General features: G+C 42.6%; 12 protein-coding genes, 10 tRNA genes and 3 rRNA genes. 4 read left to right on the forward strand and 21 right to left on the reverse strand.

Annotated features, from left to right (window positions below):
• Window positions 1–108: 108 nt before the first annotated feature.
• Together QFZ87_RS01370 and sigW are read right to left on the reverse strand one after the other, a co-directional pair.
• The gene (locus QFZ87_RS01370; protein WP_309856854.1) at window positions 109–732 is read right to left on the reverse strand and encodes an anti-sigma factor family protein; all 624 of its coding nucleotides are present in this window, start codon (window positions 730–732) and stop codon (window positions 109–111) included.
• An 18-nt stretch (window positions 733–750) separates the two neighbouring features.
• Window positions 751–1,314, reverse strand: coding sequence for an RNA polymerase sigma factor SigW (gene sigW / locus QFZ87_RS01375; protein WP_309856857.1), 564 nt, complete (start codon window positions 1,312–1,314; stop codon window positions 751–753).
• A gap of 191 nt (window positions 1,315–1,505) precedes the next feature.
• Here sigW and QFZ87_RS01380 point away from each other — a divergent pair, with 191 nt between their 5' ends.
• Window positions 1,506–1,673: an aspartyl-phosphate phosphatase Spo0E family protein gene (locus QFZ87_RS01380; RefSeq protein ID WP_309856859.1), complete on the forward strand. Its 168-nt coding sequence runs from the start codon at window positions 1,506–1,508 to the stop codon at window positions 1,671–1,673.
• A gap of 34 nt (window positions 1,674–1,707) precedes the next feature.
• On the opposite strand, the gene rocF is transcribed toward QFZ87_RS01380, so the two are convergent.
• The 15 genes from rocF to QFZ87_RS01455 all read right to left on the reverse strand — a co-directional run bounded on the left by rocF (window position 1,708) and on the right by QFZ87_RS01455 (window position 9,918).
• Window positions 1,708–2,607: an arginase gene (rocF, locus tag QFZ87_RS01385; protein ID WP_309856861.1), complete on the reverse strand. Its 900-nt coding sequence runs from the start codon at window positions 2,605–2,607 to the stop codon at window positions 1,708–1,710.
• A gap of 782 nt (window positions 2,608–3,389) precedes the next feature.
• Window positions 3,390–3,465 (reverse strand) — tRNA-Ala (locus QFZ87_RS01390).
• 5 nt (window positions 3,466–3,470) lie between these two features.
• A tRNA-Gly gene (locus QFZ87_RS01395) sits at window positions 3,471–3,545 on the reverse strand.
• A gap of 54 nt (window positions 3,546–3,599) precedes the next feature.
• Window positions 3,600–3,672, reverse strand: a tRNA-Lys gene (locus QFZ87_RS01400).
• 1 nt (window position 3,673) lies between these two features.
• Window positions 3,674–3,748, reverse strand: a tRNA-Gln gene (locus QFZ87_RS01405).
• Between the two features lie 47 nt (window positions 3,749–3,795).
• A tRNA-Tyr gene (locus QFZ87_RS01410) sits at window positions 3,796–3,880 on the reverse strand.
• Window positions 3,881–3,899: 19 nt separating this feature from the next.
• Window positions 3,900–3,975 (reverse strand) — tRNA-Thr (locus QFZ87_RS01415).
• Between the two features lie 171 nt (window positions 3,976–4,146).
• Window positions 4,147–4,222, reverse strand: a tRNA-Val gene (locus QFZ87_RS01420).
• A gap of 4 nt (window positions 4,223–4,226) precedes the next feature.
• Window positions 4,227–4,301 (reverse strand) — tRNA-Glu (locus tag QFZ87_RS01425).
• Between the two features lie 20 nt (window positions 4,302–4,321).
• A tRNA-Thr gene (locus tag QFZ87_RS01430) sits at window positions 4,322–4,394 on the reverse strand.
• A gap of 29 nt (window positions 4,395–4,423) precedes the next feature.
• Window positions 4,424–4,498: transfer RNA gene (locus QFZ87_RS01435), tRNA-Asn, on the reverse strand.
• A 14-nt stretch (window positions 4,499–4,512) separates the two neighbouring features.
• Window positions 4,513–4,629, reverse strand: a 5S ribosomal RNA gene (gene rrf / locus QFZ87_RS01440).
• Window positions 4,630–4,756: 127 nt separating this feature from the next.
• Window positions 4,757–7,692, reverse strand: a 23S ribosomal RNA gene (locus QFZ87_RS01445).
• Between the two features lie 206 nt (window positions 7,693–7,898).
• A 16S ribosomal RNA gene (locus QFZ87_RS01450) occupies window positions 7,899–9,448 on the reverse strand.
• Together the 16S, 23S and 5S rRNA genes with 10 tRNA genes alongside form the textbook arrangement of a ribosomal RNA operon.
• A 239-nt stretch (window positions 9,449–9,687) precedes the next feature.
• Window positions 9,688–9,918: a hypothetical protein gene (locus QFZ87_RS01455; protein WP_309856862.1), complete on the reverse strand. Its 231-nt coding sequence runs from the start codon at window positions 9,916–9,918 to the stop codon at window positions 9,688–9,690.
• Between the two features lie 136 nt (window positions 9,919–10,054).
• On the opposite strand from QFZ87_RS01455, the gene pdaB reads away from it, so the two are divergent.
• Window positions 10,055–10,807, forward strand: a complete 753-nt coding sequence (pdaB, locus tag QFZ87_RS01460; protein ID WP_309856865.1) for a polysaccharide deacetylase family sporulation protein PdaB — start codon at window positions 10,055–10,057, stop codon at window positions 10,805–10,807.
• Window positions 10,808–10,833: 26 nt separating this feature from the next.
• Here pdaB and QFZ87_RS01465 read toward each other — a convergent pair whose 3' ends face one another.
• Window positions 10,834–11,505: a KinB-signaling pathway activation protein gene (locus QFZ87_RS01465; RefSeq protein WP_309856867.1), complete on the reverse strand. Its 672-nt coding sequence runs from the start codon at window positions 11,503–11,505 to the stop codon at window positions 10,834–10,836.
• Between the two features lie 150 nt (window positions 11,506–11,655).
• Here QFZ87_RS01465 and gerD point away from each other — a divergent pair, with 150 nt between their 5' ends.
• Entirely contained in the window at window positions 11,656–12,291 is a 636-nt protein-coding gene (gene gerD, locus QFZ87_RS01470) for a spore germination lipoprotein GerD (protein ID WP_309856869.1), read from the forward strand.
• A 51-nt stretch (window positions 12,292–12,342) separates the two neighbouring features.
• Here gerD and QFZ87_RS01475 read toward each other — a convergent pair whose 3' ends face one another.
• The 3 genes from QFZ87_RS01475 to QFZ87_RS01485 all read right to left on the reverse strand — a co-directional run bounded on the left by QFZ87_RS01475 (window position 12,343) and on the right by QFZ87_RS01485 (window position 14,833).
• Window positions 12,343–13,395, reverse strand: a complete 1,053-nt coding sequence (locus tag QFZ87_RS01475) for an Mrp/NBP35 family ATP-binding protein (protein WP_309856872.1) — start codon at window positions 13,393–13,395, stop codon at window positions 12,343–12,345.
• 141 nt (window positions 13,396–13,536) lie between these two features.
• A complete protein-coding gene (gene cwlD, locus QFZ87_RS01480; RefSeq protein ID WP_309856874.1) occupies window positions 13,537–14,265 on the reverse strand; it encodes an N-acetylmuramoyl-L-alanine amidase CwlD in 729 nt (242 codons plus the stop codon).
• A 124-nt stretch (window positions 14,266–14,389) separates the two neighbouring features.
• On the reverse strand, window positions 14,390–14,833 hold the full coding sequence (locus QFZ87_RS01485; RefSeq protein ID WP_309856879.1) for a YbaK family protein: 444 nt from the start codon (window positions 14,831–14,833) through the stop codon (window positions 14,390–14,392).
• Window positions 14,834–15,016: 183 nt separating this feature from the next.
• Here QFZ87_RS01485 and QFZ87_RS01490 point away from each other — a divergent pair, with 183 nt between their 5' ends.
• On the forward strand, window positions 15,017–16,504 hold the full coding sequence (locus tag QFZ87_RS01490; protein WP_309856882.1) for a spore germination protein: 1,488 nt from the start codon (window positions 15,017–15,019) through the stop codon (window positions 16,502–16,504).

Here is a 16,504-nt window from a genome sequence, read left to right on the forward strand (position 1 = left end):
TGTATATCTTTATACGATAACTCCCTTCAACCATGGACTTCACGGATATTTCAAGTAAAATCTTCTTAGTTAAAAAAACAAATCACTCATGCATCGAGTGATTTGTTTTTATTCGGTTTCAGGTTGCTCAAAAAGTTGGACAGCATCTTGTCCTGCCTTTTTCATATGATACCATATCCAGTCAAAGACCTCATTAACCTCTTCAATTTGTCCGGTTACATGTCCCGCTGAAGCTAGGTACTTCTCTCCATGGATAACAGTAACGTTCCCTTGAACTTCGCCTTCTATTTTAAGTTTACCGTTACGAACCACCACATCGCCCTTTACTACTTCTCCTTCAGGAACGATGACGGTATTATTTTTCACCACTAAGTTCTTTTGCTTGGTTACGGCAAATTCCTTGTCCTGATTCCAAGTGGAAAATAAGCTTCCTAACATTAAAACAACGAATACGGATGCTGCAGCAAGGATAGGATGATTTTTCAACCACCGTTGCATTCCTATCTTTTTCTTTTCTTTAGGAAGACGAGCTAACACATTTGCTGTAAAATCGTCCGGAGCTTGCATATGAGAAATGCTTTGTACAAAAGCAATTGTCCTTTTCAGTTCATTAAAAATAGCATCACATTCTGAGCAGCTTTTGAGATGCTCTCGTAGTTCTTGTTCTTTTGCTGGTTCTATTTCTTCATCTAAATATTCATGCATTAGTTCAATGATATGTTCTGGACACATTTAACGTTTCACCTCTTATCACACATATCTTAATTGTTGTCTTAACGCTTCTCGTCCTCGGTGAATTCTTGTTTTAACTGTTCCAAGCGGCAAATCAAGAATTTCACTAATTTCATTTAATGACAGCTCTTCAATGTATTTTAGTACAATAGCAGATCGATATTTTTCAGGTAGTTTTAAGATTTCCTGTTGAACGGTCTCATGCAGCTCCAAACTTTCGACCTCATTTTCAGGCAGCGGAGTATTAGATGGGACCTGTGCATACATAGTCAATCCTTCTGTTCCTGCCACTTCCGCATCTAAATAATAATCAGGTTTCTTTTTCCTCATGCGGTCAATACATAAATTAGTGGCTATCCGAAACAACCAGGTAGAGAACTTTAAATCTTGATTAAACGATTTAATATTTACATATGCTCGGATAAAAGCTTCCTGTGCCACGTCTTCCGCTTCATGTCGGTTCCCCAGCATTCTAAAACAAAGCTGGTAGACACTATTTTTATATATCTCGACGATTTCACCAAAGGCATCCTGGTCGCCTTTAATGACTTGTTTTATTCTTTTTTTAATTATAGCTTCCATTAAATTACCTCAGCTCCAATGCTGCTATACGATAATACGAATCGCTAGCAAAAAAGTTTCGTTTTAAAACGAAATAACTTTCAATACCTATAATATTAACAAAAATTTACTATTACTGTTAAGGAAATAGTTTAAAGTTTTTTTCCTGGGGTAAAAAGATAATAACAATTTAAAAGAAATGAAAAGAGGTCATGTGCAAAGTGGGTCTTCAACGTCCTAAGTTAATGAAGGAGATAGAAATATGCCGAGATGAAATGGTACGACTTGCATCTGAGACTTCTTTGTTACATCCCCATGTCATTGCAGTAAGTAAAAAGCTTGATGTGTTGCTTTATCAGTATCATACTTTGGATACCTAAATAAAAAAGCAGCTGTGATCAGCTGCTTTCTTATTTATAAAAGTTTTTCACCAAATAATGAACCCATTAACTCAACTGCGCATACCGCAGTTTTATTTTTTTCATCTAGAATTGGGTTCACTTCTACAAATTCTACAGAAGTAATAATTTTAGCCTCTTCTAGCATTTCCATAGCAAGATGACTTTCTCGGTAGCTAATTCCACCCATAACTGGTGTACCTACCCCTGGCGCATCGCTAGGATCTAGGCCATCTAAATCTAGTGATAAGTGAACGCCATCTGTTTTTTCCTTAAGATAGGCAATCGTATCTTCCATTACTTTCGTCATACCTAAGCGGTCAATTTCATGCATAGTATAGACTTTTATACCTTTTTCCTTTATTAATTCTTTTTCGCCGTCATCAAGTGCCCTTGCTCCAATGATGACAACATTCTCAGGCTTTACTTTTGGAGAGTAGTTTAGGATTTGGGTTAATAAAGAGTGACCCCATCCAAGGCTGACTGCTAAAGGCATCCCATGGATGTTTCCTGTAGGGCTTGTCTCCGCTGTATTCAAATCACCATGCGCATCATACCAGATGACACCAAGGTTTTTGTAATGTTTGGAAACGCCAGCTAATGTACCAATTGCAATGCTATGGTCTCCACCCAATACAAGTGGAAATGCCCCTGATTGAATGACTTCGTCTACTTTTTCAGCTAGCAGCGTACTTTTTTCTGCCACTAGGTCTAGATTTCGTAAGTTTGATTCTTTATCTACGACAACCTCAGGTCTTCCAACTGGGATATCACCTAAATCGTGAATTTCGTCAAACAGCGGTTTTAACCGTTCGTAGATTCCTGCATAGCGGATGGCACTAGGTCCCATATCCACTCCACGCCGCATTTGGCCTAAGTCCATAGGCATTCCAATAATAGATAGTTTCTTAGTCAATGCAATTCCTCCCTAACCCTTTATCAATACTATTTTAACCGCTTTCATCCATATGACTCAACTCGACAAAATTTTGTATATATATGCGGTGGGGAGGTGTGGGTTTGGGAATAGGGTACTCTATTCGACTGTGCTGGTTCTGATATCGATGAGATGAAGCTCTTACGTGAGGCTGTGGACGGTTTTTTACTTAAAAATCATGATTACTGGCTCATAGGACCTCTCTATGCGACCTTTTTTTCTTAAAAGTCATGATCAAGGGCTCATAGCATCCCTCTACGCGACCTTTTTTACTTAAAAGTCATGTTCAAGGGCTCATAGCACCTCTCTACGCGACCTATTTTTCTTAATATTCTTGATTACGAGCTCATAGAACCTCTCTATGCGACCTTTTTCTCTTATTAATCCTGATTACGGGCTCATAGGACCTCCCTATGCGACATTTTTTCCTTAATAATCATGATTATTGGTTCATAGGACCTCTCTATGCGACCTTTTTTTCTTATAATCCTGATTACGGGCTCATAGAACCTCTCTATGCGACCTTTTTCTCTTATTAATCCTGATTACGGGCTCATAGGACCTCCCTATGCGACCCTTTTTCCTTAATAATCTTGATTACGGGCTCATAGAACCTCTCTATGCGACCTTTTTCTCTTATAATCCTGATTACGGGCCAATAGGACCTCCTAAGCGACCTTTCTATTATTATAAGCTAGAATTCAAGCTCATAAAAAAAGCCTTAAATCATCGTCTGATTTAAGGCAAATTATGTAGTGTGATGGTGGAGCCTAGCGGGATCGAACCGCTGACCTCCTGCGTGCAAAGCAGGCGCTCTCCCAGCTGAGCTAAGGCCCCAACTATGGAGCGGGAGACGGGATTCGAACCCGCGACCCCCACCTTGGCAAGGTGGTGTTCTACCACTGAACTACTTCCGCATATTCGAAGATAAAACCCGAGGATATATATCCCAGGGTTTTATCTTAAATTGATGAGCCATGAAGGACTCGAACCTTCGACCCTCTGATTAAAAGTCAGATGCTCTACCAACTGAGCTAATGGCTCTTGGCTGGGCTAGCTGGATTTGAACCAACGCATGTCGCAGTCAAAGTGCGATGCCTTACCGCTTGGCTATAGCCCAATATTGAATGTTAATTCTAGTTTGTCCAATTTTTTTAAAAATATAAATGGTGGAGGGGGACGGATTCGAACCGCCGAACCCGGAGGGAGCGGATTTACAGTCCGCCGCGTTTAGCCACTTCGCTACCCCTCCATATTTATTTTTAAAAAGATGGTGCCGGCGAGAGGACTTGAACCCCCAACCTACTGATTACAAGTCAGTTGCTCTACCAATTGAGCTACCCCGGCGTAAGTTTAGTAAAAATATTAGATTGTACACGCTGTCCTTATTTTCGTCATCCTGACCTCAGAAAGCCTATTCAAGCTGCAGCTCGGTCAGTATGCTGAAGATTATTCAGGAAGCTTATTCGGTCGTGCTCTACCAATTGAGCTACCCCGGCAAGTAGTTTAAAATTATAATGGTGGAGGATGACGGGATCGAACCGCCGACCCTCTGCTTGTAAGGCAGATGCTCTCCCAGCTGAGCTAATCCTCCAAAATGGTGACCCCTACGGGATTCGAACCCGTGTTACCGCCGTGAAAGGGCGGTGTCTTAACCGCTTGACCAAGGGGCCGATATTCATAAAAATAGGTAAGCTTCCAAGCGGGCTCGAACCGCTGACCTCTTCCTTACCATGGAAGTGCTCTACCTACTGAGCTATGGAAGCATAGCTGAATTTTCTTGATGACATAAAAATGGCTCCGCAGGTAGGACTCGAACCTACGACCGATCGGTTAACAGCCGATAGCTCTACCACTGAGCTACTGCGGAACAATAAGATAACAGCCTGGCAACGTCCTACTCTCACAGGGACTTTCGTCCCAACTACCATCGGCGCTGAGAAGCTTAACTTCCGTGTTCGGTATGGGAACGGGTGTGACCTTCTCGCCATAATTACCAGACTATTATTTGACACTATTTATTATAATGTCTTTTTTGATTTTTTCAAGAGGAAAATTAATTTTTTCATTCCCTCAAAACTAGATAATGCAGAAGAAGTGTTTGTAAACTACGAGTTCGCTTTAAAACTTGGTTAAGTCCTCGAACGATTAGTATCAGTCAGCTCCACATGTTACCACGCTTCCACCTCTGACCTATCAACCTGATCATCTTTCAGGGTTCTTACTAGCTTGACGCTATGGGAAATCTCATCTTGAGGGGGGCTTCATGCTTAGATGCTTTCAGCACTTATCCCGTCCGCACATAGCTACCCAGCGATGCCTTTGGCAAGACAACTGGTACACCAGCGGTGCGTCCATCCCGGTCCTCTCGTACTAAGGACAGCTCCTCTCAAATTTCCTGCGCCCACGACGGATAGGGACCGAACTGTCTCACGACGTTCTGAACCCAGCTCGCGTACCGCTTTAATGGGCGAACAGCCCAACCCTTGGGACCGACTACAGCCCCAGGATGCGATGAGCCGACATCGAGGTGCCAAACCTCCCCGTCGATGTGGACTCTTGGGGGAGATAAGCCTGTTATCCCCGGGGTAGCTTTTATCCGTTGAGCGATGGCCCTTCCATGCGGAACCACCGGATCACTAAGCCCGACTTTCGTCCCTGCTCGACTTGTAGGTCTCGCAGTCAAGCTCCCTTGTGCCTTTACACTCTACGAATGATTTCCAACCATTCTGAGGGAACCTTTGGGCGCCTCCGTTACTCTTTAGGAGGCGACCGCCCCAGTCAAACTGCCCACCTGACACTGTCTCCCACCCCGATAAGGGGTGCGGGTTAGAATTTCAATACAGCCAGGGTAGTATCCCACCGACGCCTCCACCGAAGCTAGCGCTCCGGCTTCTCAGGCTCCTACCTATCCTGTACAAGCTGTACCAAAATTCAATATCAGGCTACAGTAAAGCTCCACGGGGTCTTTCCGTCCTGTCGCGGGTAACCTGCATCTTCACAGGTACTATAATTTCACCGAGTCTCTCGTTGAGACAGTGCCCAGATCGTTACGCCTTTCGTGCGGGTCGGAACTTACCCGACAAGGAATTTCGCTACCTTAGGACCGTTATAGTTACGGCCGCCGTTTACTGGGGCTTCGATTCAGAGCTTCGCTTGCGCTAACCCCTCCTCTTAACCTTCCAGCACCGGGCAGGCGTCAGCCCCTATACTTCGCCTTGCGGCTTCGCAGAGACCTGTGTTTTTGCTAAACAGTCGCCTGGGCCTATTCACTGCGGCTCTTCGAGGCTATTCACCTCAAAAAGCACCCCTTCTCCCGAAGTTACGGGGTCATTTTGCCGAGTTCCTTAACGAGAGTTCTCTCGCTCACCTTAGGATTCTCTCCTCGCCTACCTGTGTCGGTTTGCGGTACGGGCACCTTTTATCTCGCTAGAGGCTTTTCTTGGCAGTGTGGAATCAGGAACTTCGGTACTAAATTTCCCTCGCTATCACAGCTCAGCCTTCACGGAAAGCGGATTTTCCTACTTTCCAGCCTAACTGCTTAGACGCGCATATCCAACAGCGCGCTTACCCTATCCTCCTGCGTCCCCCCATCACTCAAACGATAAAGAGGTGGTACAGGAATATCAACCTGTTGTCCATCGCCTACGCCTTTCGGCCTCGGCTTAGGTCCCGACTAACCCTGAGCGGACGAGCCTTCCTCAGGAAACCTTAGGCATACGGTGGATGAGATTCTCACTCATCTTTCGCTACTCATACCGGCATTCTCACTTCTAAGCGCTCCACCAGTCCTTACGGTCTAGCTTCAACGCCCTTAGAACGCTCTCCTACCACTGACATCTAAGATGTCAATCCACAGCTTCGGTGTTACGTTTAGCCCCGGTACATTTTCGGCGCAGAGTCACTCGACCAGTGAGCTATTACGCACTCTTTAAATGGTGGCTGCTTCTAAGCCAACATCCTGGTTGTCTAAGCAACTCCACATCCTTTTCCACTTAACGTAAACTTTGGGACCTTAGCTGGTGGTCTGGGCTGTTTCCCTTTTGACTACGGATCTTATCACTCGCAGTCTGACTCCCACGGATAAGTCTTTGGCATTCGGAGTTTGTCTGAATTCGGTAACCCGATGAGGGCCCCTAGTCCAAACAGTGCTCTACCTCCAAGACTCTAACTACGTGAGGCTAGCCCTAAAGCTATTTCGGAGAGAACCAGCTATCTCCAAGTTCGATTGGAATTTCTCCGCTACCCACACCTCATCCCCGCACTTTTCAACGTGCGTGGGTTCGGGCCTCCATCCAGTGTTACCTGGACTTCACCCTGGACATGGGTAGATCACCTGGTTTCGGGTCTACGACCACATACTCAAACGCCCTATTCAGACTCGCTTTCGCTGCGGCTCCGTCTCTTCAACTTAACCTTGCATGGGATCGTAACTCGCCGGTTCATTCTACAAAAGGCACGCTATCACCCATTAACGGGCTCTAACTACTTGTAGGCACACGGTTTCAGGAACTATTTCACTCCCCTTCCGGGGTGCTTTTCACCTTTCCCTCACGGTACTGGTTCACTATCGGTCACTAGGGAGTATTTAGCCTTGGGAGATGGTCCTCCCTGCTTCCGACCGGATTTCACGTGTCCGGCCGTACTCAGGATCCACTCAGGAGGGAACGAAGTTTCGACTACAGGGTTTTTACCTTCTCTGACGGGCCTTTCCAGGCCGCTTCATCTACCCCGTTCCTTTGTAACTCCATGTTGAGTGTCCTACAACCCCAAGAGGCAAGCCTCTTGGTTTGGGCTATGTCCCGTTTCGCTCGCCGCTACTCAGGGAATCGCGTTTGCTTTCTCTTCCTCCGGGTACTTAGATGTTTCAGTTCCCCGGGTATGCCTTCAATACCCTATGTATTCAGGTAAAGATACTGTTCCATTACGAACAGTGGGTTCCCCCATTCGGAAATCTCCGGATCAAAGCTTACTTACAGCTCCCCGAAGCATATCGGTGTTAGTCCCGTCCTTCATCGGCTCCTAGTGCCAAGGCATTCACCGTGCGCCCTTTCTAACTTAACCTAAAAGGTTTATTTCTCTAAATTAATAGAGAGAAAACTAAAATGGCGATTACTCGATGTGTTACTTGACTTCTTCATTACGATTATCTAGTTTTCAAAGAACGATTAAAAAAAGCTTTGAGAGATTGCACTCTCAAAACTAAACAAACAAGAAACAATCAAACAAACATGTTTTGTCTGGCTCATAGGTCCAGCTTATATCCTTAGAAAGGAGGTGATCCAGCCGCACCTTCCGATACGGCTACCTTGTTACGACTTCACCCCAATCATCTGTCCCACCTTAGGCGGCTGGCTCCTTACGGTTACCCCACCGACTTCGGGTGTTACAAACTCTCGTGGTGTGACGGGCGGTGTGTACAAGGCCCGGGAACGTATTCACCGCGGCATGCTGATCCGCGATTACTAGCGATTCCGGCTTCATGTAGGCGAGTTGCAGCCTACAATCCGAACTGAGAATGGTTTTATGGGATTGGCTAAACCTCGCGGTCTTGCAGCCCTTTGTACCATCCATTGTAGCACGTGTGTAGCCCAGGTCATAAGGGGCATGATGATTTGACGTCATCCCCACCTTCCTCCGGTTTGTCACCGGCAGTCACCTTAGAGTGCCCAACTGAATGCTGGCAACTAAGATCAAGGGTTGCGCTCGTTGCGGGACTTAACCCAACATCTCACGACACGAGCTGACGACAACCATGCACCACCTGTCACTCTGTCCCCCGAAGGGGAACGTCCTATCTCTAGGAGTGTCAGAGGATGTCAAGACCTGGTAAGGTTCTTCGCGTTGCTTCGAATTAAACCACATGCTCCACCGCTTGTGCGGGCCCCCGTCAATTCCTTTGAGTTTCAGCCTTGCGGCCGTACTCCCCAGGCGGAGTGCTTAATGCGTTAGCTGCAGCACTAAGGGGCGGAAACCCCCTAACACTTAGCACTCATCGTTTACGGCGTGGACTACCAGGGTATCTAATCCTGTTTGCTCCCCACGCTTTCGCGCCTCAGCGTCAGTTACAGACCAGAAAGCCGCCTTCGCCACTGGTGTTCCTCCACATCTCTACGCATTTCACCGCTACACGTGGAATTCCGCTTTCCTCTTCTGTACTCAAGTCCCCCAGTTTCCAATGACCCTCCACGGTTGAGCCGTGGGCTTTCACATCAGACTTAAAGGACCGCCTGCGCGCGCTTTACGCCCAATAATTCCGGACAACGCTTGCCACCTACGTATTACCGCGGCTGCTGGCACGTAGTTAGCCGTGGCTTTCTGGTTAGGTACCGTCAAGGTACCGGCAGTTACTCCGATACTTGTTCTTCCCTAACAACAGAGCTTTACGACCCGAAGGCCTTCATCGCTCACGCGGCGTTGCTCCATCAGACTTTCGTCCATTGTGGAAGATTCCCTACTGCTGCCTCCCGTAGGAGTCTGGGCCGTGTCTCAGTCCCAGTGTGGCCGATCACCCTCTCAGGTCGGCTACGCATCGTCGCCTTGGTGAGCCGTTACCTCACCAACTAGCTAATGCGCCGCGGGCCCATCTGTAAGTGACAGCCGAAACCGTCTTTCAGCTTTTCCTCATGAGAGGAAAAGGATTATCCGGTATTAGCTCCGGTTTCCCGAAGTTATCCCAGTCTTACAGGCAGGTTGCCCACGTGTTACTCACCCGTCCGCCGCTAACCAACAGGAGCAAGCTCCTATTGGTTCGCTCGACTTGCATGTATTAGGCACGCCGCCAGCGTTCGTCCTGAGCCAGGATCAAACTCTCCAAGAAAGTTGATTAGCTCATTTTGTTACGTTGGCTTCGTTTCATTAAAGAAACGAAAAATTTTTTGTTTGTTTAGTTTTCAAAGAGCAAATAACTCATTCGCTCAAAAGCGACTTTATTAATATATCATCTGCACAACATCATGTCAACAACTTTTTAAATTCCATTAAGTTGTTTATGTCAGCAGCGACGTTTATTAATATACCAAGGCCGCATATAATTGTCAACGGTATTTATAAAAAATCTTATCCTTTTTTTCTATCTCTCTTTCCTCTCCTCATATACTTCAAACATTCATGTGGTGAGGCCACTCTTCTAAACAAGGTAAATAATACTTTATATCTCTCTTCCATTGCTCTTTTTACAATATGATCAATTCGCTCATCTCTTAAATCAAATAGAATTTCATCCATTTCTCTTTTAATAAGGTATTCCATTTCTTTTACTTCTTTTTCATTGATCAGAAGTCCAAACATTGAATAACCTCCAGCAAATAATCTAGTTATAGTAGTCTTTTCCAATTTATGTGATTTTATAAACGAATTTTTAATCATATTTTCAAAAAAACAAGCATAGGTTGAGACAAGGATGGTATTGGACGAGGTGGGAAGGATGAATTTCTTTTTTGTATTGAATGGGAAGTCTTTAAAAAATGTATCATTGGTATTAATCGCAGCTTTTTTTACTGCATGGTTTCTGTATATGGAAAACCATGCGCAAATTCCTGTTTTTTCAACGAAAGATGGCCCAAAAGCGGTCTATCGAGGGGAAAGAGATTTAGCTTTAACCTTTAATATCGGCTGGGGGGATGAAAAGGCAGAGCCCATTTTAGACACACTAAAGAAAGAAAATGTGAAATCAGCCACCTTTTTCTTAGCAGGTTCTTGGGCAGAAAGACACCCCGACCTAGTTAGTCGTATTGTGAAAGAAGGATATGAAATTGGGATTCTTGGATACAATTATGAAGAGTATACCGAATTAGAGGATGTGAAGATTGCTAAGGATATATCTAAAGCACAAGAAGTCTTCACAAAATTAAATGTAAAAAGCATCAAACTGTTGCGTGCACCGACTGGACACTTTGATGAACGTACCTTAAAAATCGCCAAGAGATATGGCTACACAGTCGTCCACTGGAGTGTTGATTCAAAGGATTGGCAAAATCCAGGTGTATCAACTATCGTCGAGAATACAAAAAAAGCGCAGAAGGGGGATATCATTCTTCTTCATGCATCAGATTCCGCCAAACAAACGGCGAAAGCACTGCCGCTCATTTTAGCGGATATTCGCCAAAAAGGATTAAAGTTTGTTTCCGTAACAGAAATGATTGCAAACGGTGAAGCCCGCTCAAAAGAAATAAGGTAAAAATTTTTACAGAAAAAACCGCCCATTTAATTGGACGGTTTTATTTTTTTATTTTTCACATTAGGACTAGCTGTTTTTGCACGATTTTGACGTTCTTGTGCAGATTGTGTATTTAATTTATGAAGAATTAATAGCTGATACGCATTACATGCCATTAAAGCAAACATCATGAGATAGAGCCAGCTTCTTTCGTTTACCCGAAGAACAGGAACCCACTCAACTAGGGTAACGACAATCATAAAGAAAAGAGCAGGAATAAATGCCTCCCGACTGGTCTGTTTAGTTTTATACCAAGCAACGATTAGACCCACCACTAATAGAATGAGGGCAGGGCCAAAATAAGGTAAGACTGAATCCCCTTGTTTAGCAAAATTATCGTATCGTAGGTAGATTAAATCAAATAGAGCAAAAAGAATAAGAACCATTTGAACCGCATTCCAGAGAGATGCAGATTTAAAGATCCCTAAACCAAAACGATGAACCGTTAAATAAGCAAAAAAGCCCATTTGACTTATAACACTAAAAAGAAAGCCCATAACAATTAACCAAATTAAGGTTGATAAAATATCAATGATTCTAAGTTCAACAAAATAAGGCTGAAATTCATTCCAGCGAACAATAAAACCCACAATAGCCGTTGTGATCCCGCCTATTAATAATGTGGTCATAAAAAGTCTTACCCAATTACGGCTCGTCACACTATAAACCTCCATATTACAAAAATGAATACCATACTGATTGTACCAAGCTAAATTTGAAAAATCTATAATTTCATTTACATACGAATAATCTCTTCCCTTTTACTTCATTCTAAAATTAAGGATTCTTATGTGAAAGGAGCTTGAATTATGAAAACAAAAAGTATGTTGCTCCTCCTACCTATCATGTTGTTCCTAACAAGCTGTTCTTCTGGTGAATCAAGTAGCGGAGGGCAAATTGATTACGAACAAACGAAAAAAATGGTTGTCGATATTTTAAAGACAGATGATGGTAAGAAAGCAATTCAAGATGTAATGGCTGACGATAAAATGAAAGAAAAGTTGGTTATGGACCAAAAAGTGGTCTCTGACACCATTGAACAAACACTTACCTCGGATAAAGCAACAGACTTTTGGAAAAAAACCTTCAGTGACCCTAAATTCGCTAAAGGTGTAGCCAAGAATATGAGAAGTGAAAATGAAAAGCTTCTTAAGGAATTAATGAATGACCCGGAATATCGCGGCATGATGATTCAAGTCTTCAAAGAGCCAGAAATTCAAAAGGAAATGGCAGACGCATTGAAAAGCAAAGAATACCGAGCACACCTTCAGTCAGTCATTTCAGAGACGATAGAAAGTCCGCTGTTTAAAGCTAAAATGCAAGAGCTACTCTTAAAAGCAGCAGAAGAAACACAAGGAAAATCGAGCTCAAAGCAAGGAGGAGACCAATCTAGTGGCGAACAAAGCTCTGGGGGCGGTCAAAGCGGAACTGGCGGTGGGCAATAAAGAGTAACAACCAAAATAAAAGCCTCTTCGTCATCGAAGAGGCTTTTTTTATTATTTTTTGAGCAAGCTCGTTACTTTTTCAGCAATTTCCAAATAAATCTTACCGATTTGGTGATCTTCTTGGTAGACGGATGGAGCAAAATCCGCATCATTCCAGTCCGGCTGATTCAGAGGTAATCGTCCAAGAACTTCCGTATTTAACTCCTCGGCTAATTTGTCACCGCCGCCTTGCCCAAACACATATTCTTTTTCACCTGTTAGCTTACTTTCGAAGTAAGCCATATTTTCAATTACACCCAGCACCTCGTGTTCAGTTCGGATCGCCATCGCTCCAGCACGTGCAGCTACAAAGGCCGCTGTTGGATGTGGAGTCGTGACGATAATTTCTTTACAAGCAGGCAGCATTGTGTGTACATCTAATGCAACATCTCCTGTACCTGGTGGTAAATCTAGCAGTAAATAATCAATTTCTCCCCATTCCACTTCATTAAAGAAGCTATTCAGCATTTTTCCTAACATAGGACCACGCCAGATAATTGGGGCATTATCTTCCACAAAGAATCCCATTGAAATGACTTGAACACCAAGGCGTTCTACAGGGATAATTTTTTCTCCCCTTACAACCGGTCTTTTTGTAATTCCCATCATATCAGGTACACTGAACCCATAAATATCAGCATCAATAAGACCTACTTTTTTACCTAGACGAGCTAAAGCTACAGCTAGGTTTACTGATACAGTCGATTTACCTACTCCACCCTTACCACTGGCAATAGCAATAAAAGTCGTATTGTTTGAATGAAGCAGATTTTTTTCTTTTTCTGGTTCTTTATTGCGATGCTGCGCTAATACTTCTTCAGGTAGTTGATTGAAACGTATTCCAACCGTCGCTGCACCTGCTTCTTTTAAAAGATTTACAATTTGAGTTTGCAACTGTAACTGTTCAGACGTCCCTGTTCTTGCAATGGCTATTTTCACGCTAACGTGATTTTTCTCTTCTTTTATTTTAATTTCTTCAATCGCATGTAATTCAGCTAATGTTTTATGTAAAAATGGCTCTTTAAGGCTGCCAAGAACCTCTTGAATCTTTACCTCTGTTAACATGAAAAGCACCTCACCTTATGAATTCGTTTCCATCTCTCAGTATACCATAATCATGTCAGGATACAGTTAAATGAATCACACATACTACCTATTAAAACACAGAAAAGTATATAAACAAAAAAGGGATGGAAGAATACCCCATCATCCTTCATCTATTTCTTTAATTTCTTTTTCATTAGTAAAATAACGCATAATTCCTTTATAGATAGAAATGGCTACTTTTTCCTGATAGGAATCCTTTTTTAACATTGCTTTTTCACCAGGATTTGAAAGAAAGCCGACCTCCACTAGTGCTCCAGGTTTTTTTGCATTTTTTAAAATATATACTTGGTTTAAGGGTTTTGCTTTCCGATTTGTATTCTCTAAATTCTTGCGCATCTCTTCCTGAATAAATTTAGCTGCCCTTGCATTCTCTTGATGATGCGGTGCATAGAAGGTTTGAGCTCCACTCCATCTGGAGGAAGGTATGGCATTTAAATGGATACTTACAAAGAGATCATTATCGGTGTTATTAATCATCTTTAATCTTTTTTTCAAGTCTTCCACTTTTCTTCTACTATACCCTTTTGTATCAGAATCGGCTAAATCAGTATCCGTTTCTCGTGTCATAATAACGAGGGCTCCTTGTTGTTGGAGATAATCTCTTACTTTTAAGGTGATTTCTAATGCTATGTCTTTTTCAAGGGTTTTCCCTGTTCCTGCTCCACCATCTGGGCCTCCATGGCCTGCATCTAACAAAATGATTTTACCTGACAACGGAAGATTCCACGTATTCCAAGAATCGTCCTCTATAAAGTCATGTTGTAAAATAAGAAACAAAACAAGCAAACCTGCAATAAAACTTATGATTTTTATTCTTCGCTTCGACACCCAAATCATCCTTCCCGCTCGTCCCTGTTCAATAAACTATATGGGACAAGAGGGAGATTTAGAACTGAAGAAAGAAAAGCAGAGGTGCTCCCTTTGCCGCTTGGCAACTCTGCTTCCTACCATTCTAATGCAGGCGGAGTTTGTGACGCCTTTGACCCTTTTCAAACCCTTCTCTCCACCAAACATGTATATACTGTTCACACAGATAATAAAGTGATTCACTCATTGCACCTTCTTCGCCATTTCCCCAGTATAGTAAAAAGTTGTATAACGTATCAATTAGGTGTTTTTCTTCTTTATAACACCGCAGACGTACCGCTTCTAAATCCTCTCCGTAATAACCAAATTTGCTGAACTTTGACCCTAATAAGAAGGCCTCTAAAGCTACATCATAGCAAGCTTCTTCAATGCCTGTATTCATAACAAAACTGGAGGCAATTTTTGTCGAACCAAAGTATTGTTTTACTCTTTCTTTTAACGTATTGATGGATAAGTCCCGAAGTACGGAACGCTCATATTTAATCTGTTTTTCACGTCTTTTTTCTTTAAAAGTAGTTATAACAGTCACTTCAATTTCACCTCTTAAAACTATTCTTTATCCCTTGTTCATAAGAAATGCAAAGACACTATTACCAATTTTTTAAGTAAGTGAACAAGACAAAATTCAATAAGTACAAATGTACGATTACATAATCCTTCCACTAAAGGAAATACTAATCTAAATGTATAAATACGGCGGTGAAATGTCCTCATGAACTGGTTTACTAAAAAAAAGATACAACATAATGAACGAGAAACATTAGAAAATTACCTCCAACGATCGAATGATTATACAAAAGTTCATTATATAAACCAAGTAACCAATTGCCGGTTTTGTTTTTCCTTTATATCCACACTCACTGACGAGAGCATTTTGCAGGAAAATGTCCTTCCCTATTTACTAGAAAAACCATTTGAAAAGATTGAGGAAGTAAAGAAACTTATCCCCCTTGCGGATGTTCAGGTAAGTAATGATGAAAGCCTTATTGAACAGAAATTGTTTAATGGATATGTACTTTTAACGCTTGATTCAGACCCCGGTCATTTTGCCTTCTTGGCTGCGCAAAAAGAAATTGTCCGCAGCATTACACAGCCTGAGGTTGAGTTTAGTGTCATTGGTCCTAAGGAAGCCTTTGTTGAATCTCTCGAACAAAATGTTAACTTGATTCGTAAACGACTGCCTGTAAAGGAATTAATAAGCGAAGAGTTAACATTAGGCACTCTATCGAAAACAAAAATTTCGGTTATGTATTTAGATGGGATCGCTGACCCGGATAATATCCAAGAAGTGATGAAGCGATTAAAGGATGTTGATTTTGATGCTATAACCGATAGTTCTTATATTGTTCAATTAATCTCAGATAATAAAAATTCCCCCTTTCCGCAGCTTCTCGATACCGAGCGGCCAGACCGGGTGACCGCCATCTTGGCAGAGGGAAAAATTGCCATATTTGTTGATGGGTCTCCGCATGTGCTGATTACCCCAACAACGCTCGTTGAATTTTTCGGTTCTTTTGAAGATTACTTTTTAAATTGGATGATATCCTCATTCTTTCGATTAATTCGGCTTTTCGCCGTTGCCTTTTCTATTTTGATTACACCAGTATATGTAGCAACTTTATCTTATCATTATGAACTGATTCCAAAGGATTTAATGAATACGTTAGTTACGTCTCGCCGCGAAATACCGCTTCCTCCTATTTTGGAAGCCCTGTTTTTAGAGCTAACGATTGAGCTTCTACGTGAGGCAGGAGCCCGACTTCCTACAAAGGTCGGTCAGACAATCGGTATCGTGGGTGGTATCGTTATCGGGACCGCTTCCGTTGAAGCAGGCTTAACAAGTAATGTTCTATTAATTATCGTTGCTCTAGCGGCACTTGCATCATTTACGACCCCCGTTTATAAAATGGGCAACGCTATTCGTTTACTGCGCTTTCCATTTTTATTTTTTGCAGAACTTTGGGGATTGCTTGGAATCGTTTTTTGTTTTTGTCTGTTAATGGCACATTTAATTAGGCTAACATCCCTTAATAGACCATTTTTAGAACCGATCTATCCACCAAGAATGACGGACCTAAAAGATTCTATTATTAGGCTTCCATTCTCAAAGCAATCCTTAAGACCACAGACTTTAAGAACTCAAAATCCCGTTCGTTTTACTCCTAGTAAAAAAGTGAAAAAAGGAGATATTGACGAATAG

The sequence above is a fragment of the Bacillus sp. SLBN-46 genome (assembly GCF_031453555.1).
In the GTDB taxonomy this organism is placed as follows: domain Bacteria; phylum Bacillota; class Bacilli; order Bacillales; family Cytobacillaceae; genus Neobacillus.

Bases quoted from the DNA above. Each gene is read 5' to 3' on its own strand.
- QFZ87_RS01370 (WP_309856854.1), bottom strand. From the start codon at position 732: ATGTGTCCAGAACATATCATTGAACTAATGCATGAATATTTAGATGAA.
- sigW (WP_309856857.1), bottom strand. From the start codon at position 1,314: ATGGAAGCTATAATTAAAAAAAGAATAAAACAAGTCATTAAAGGCGAC.
- QFZ87_RS01380 (WP_309856859.1), top strand. From the start codon at position 1,506: ATGTGCAAAGTGGGTCTTCAACGTCCTAAGTTAATGAAGGAGATAGAA.
- QFZ87_RS01455 (WP_309856862.1), bottom strand. From the start codon at position 9,918: ATGTTTGGACTTCTGATCAATGAAAAAGAAGTAAAAGAAATGGAATAC.
- pdaB (WP_309856865.1), top strand. From the start codon at position 10,055: ATGAATTTCTTTTTTGTATTGAATGGGAAGTCTTTAAAAAATGTATCA.
- gerD (WP_309856869.1), top strand. From the start codon at position 11,656: ATGAAAACAAAAAGTATGTTGCTCCTCCTACCTATCATGTTGTTCCTA.
- QFZ87_RS01475 (WP_309856872.1), bottom strand. From the start codon at position 13,395: ATGTTAACAGAGGTAAAGATTCAAGAGGTTCTTGGCAGCCTTAAAGAG.
- QFZ87_RS01490 (WP_309856882.1), top strand. From the start codon at position 15,017: ATGAACTGGTTTACTAAAAAAAAGATACAACATAATGAACGAGAAACA.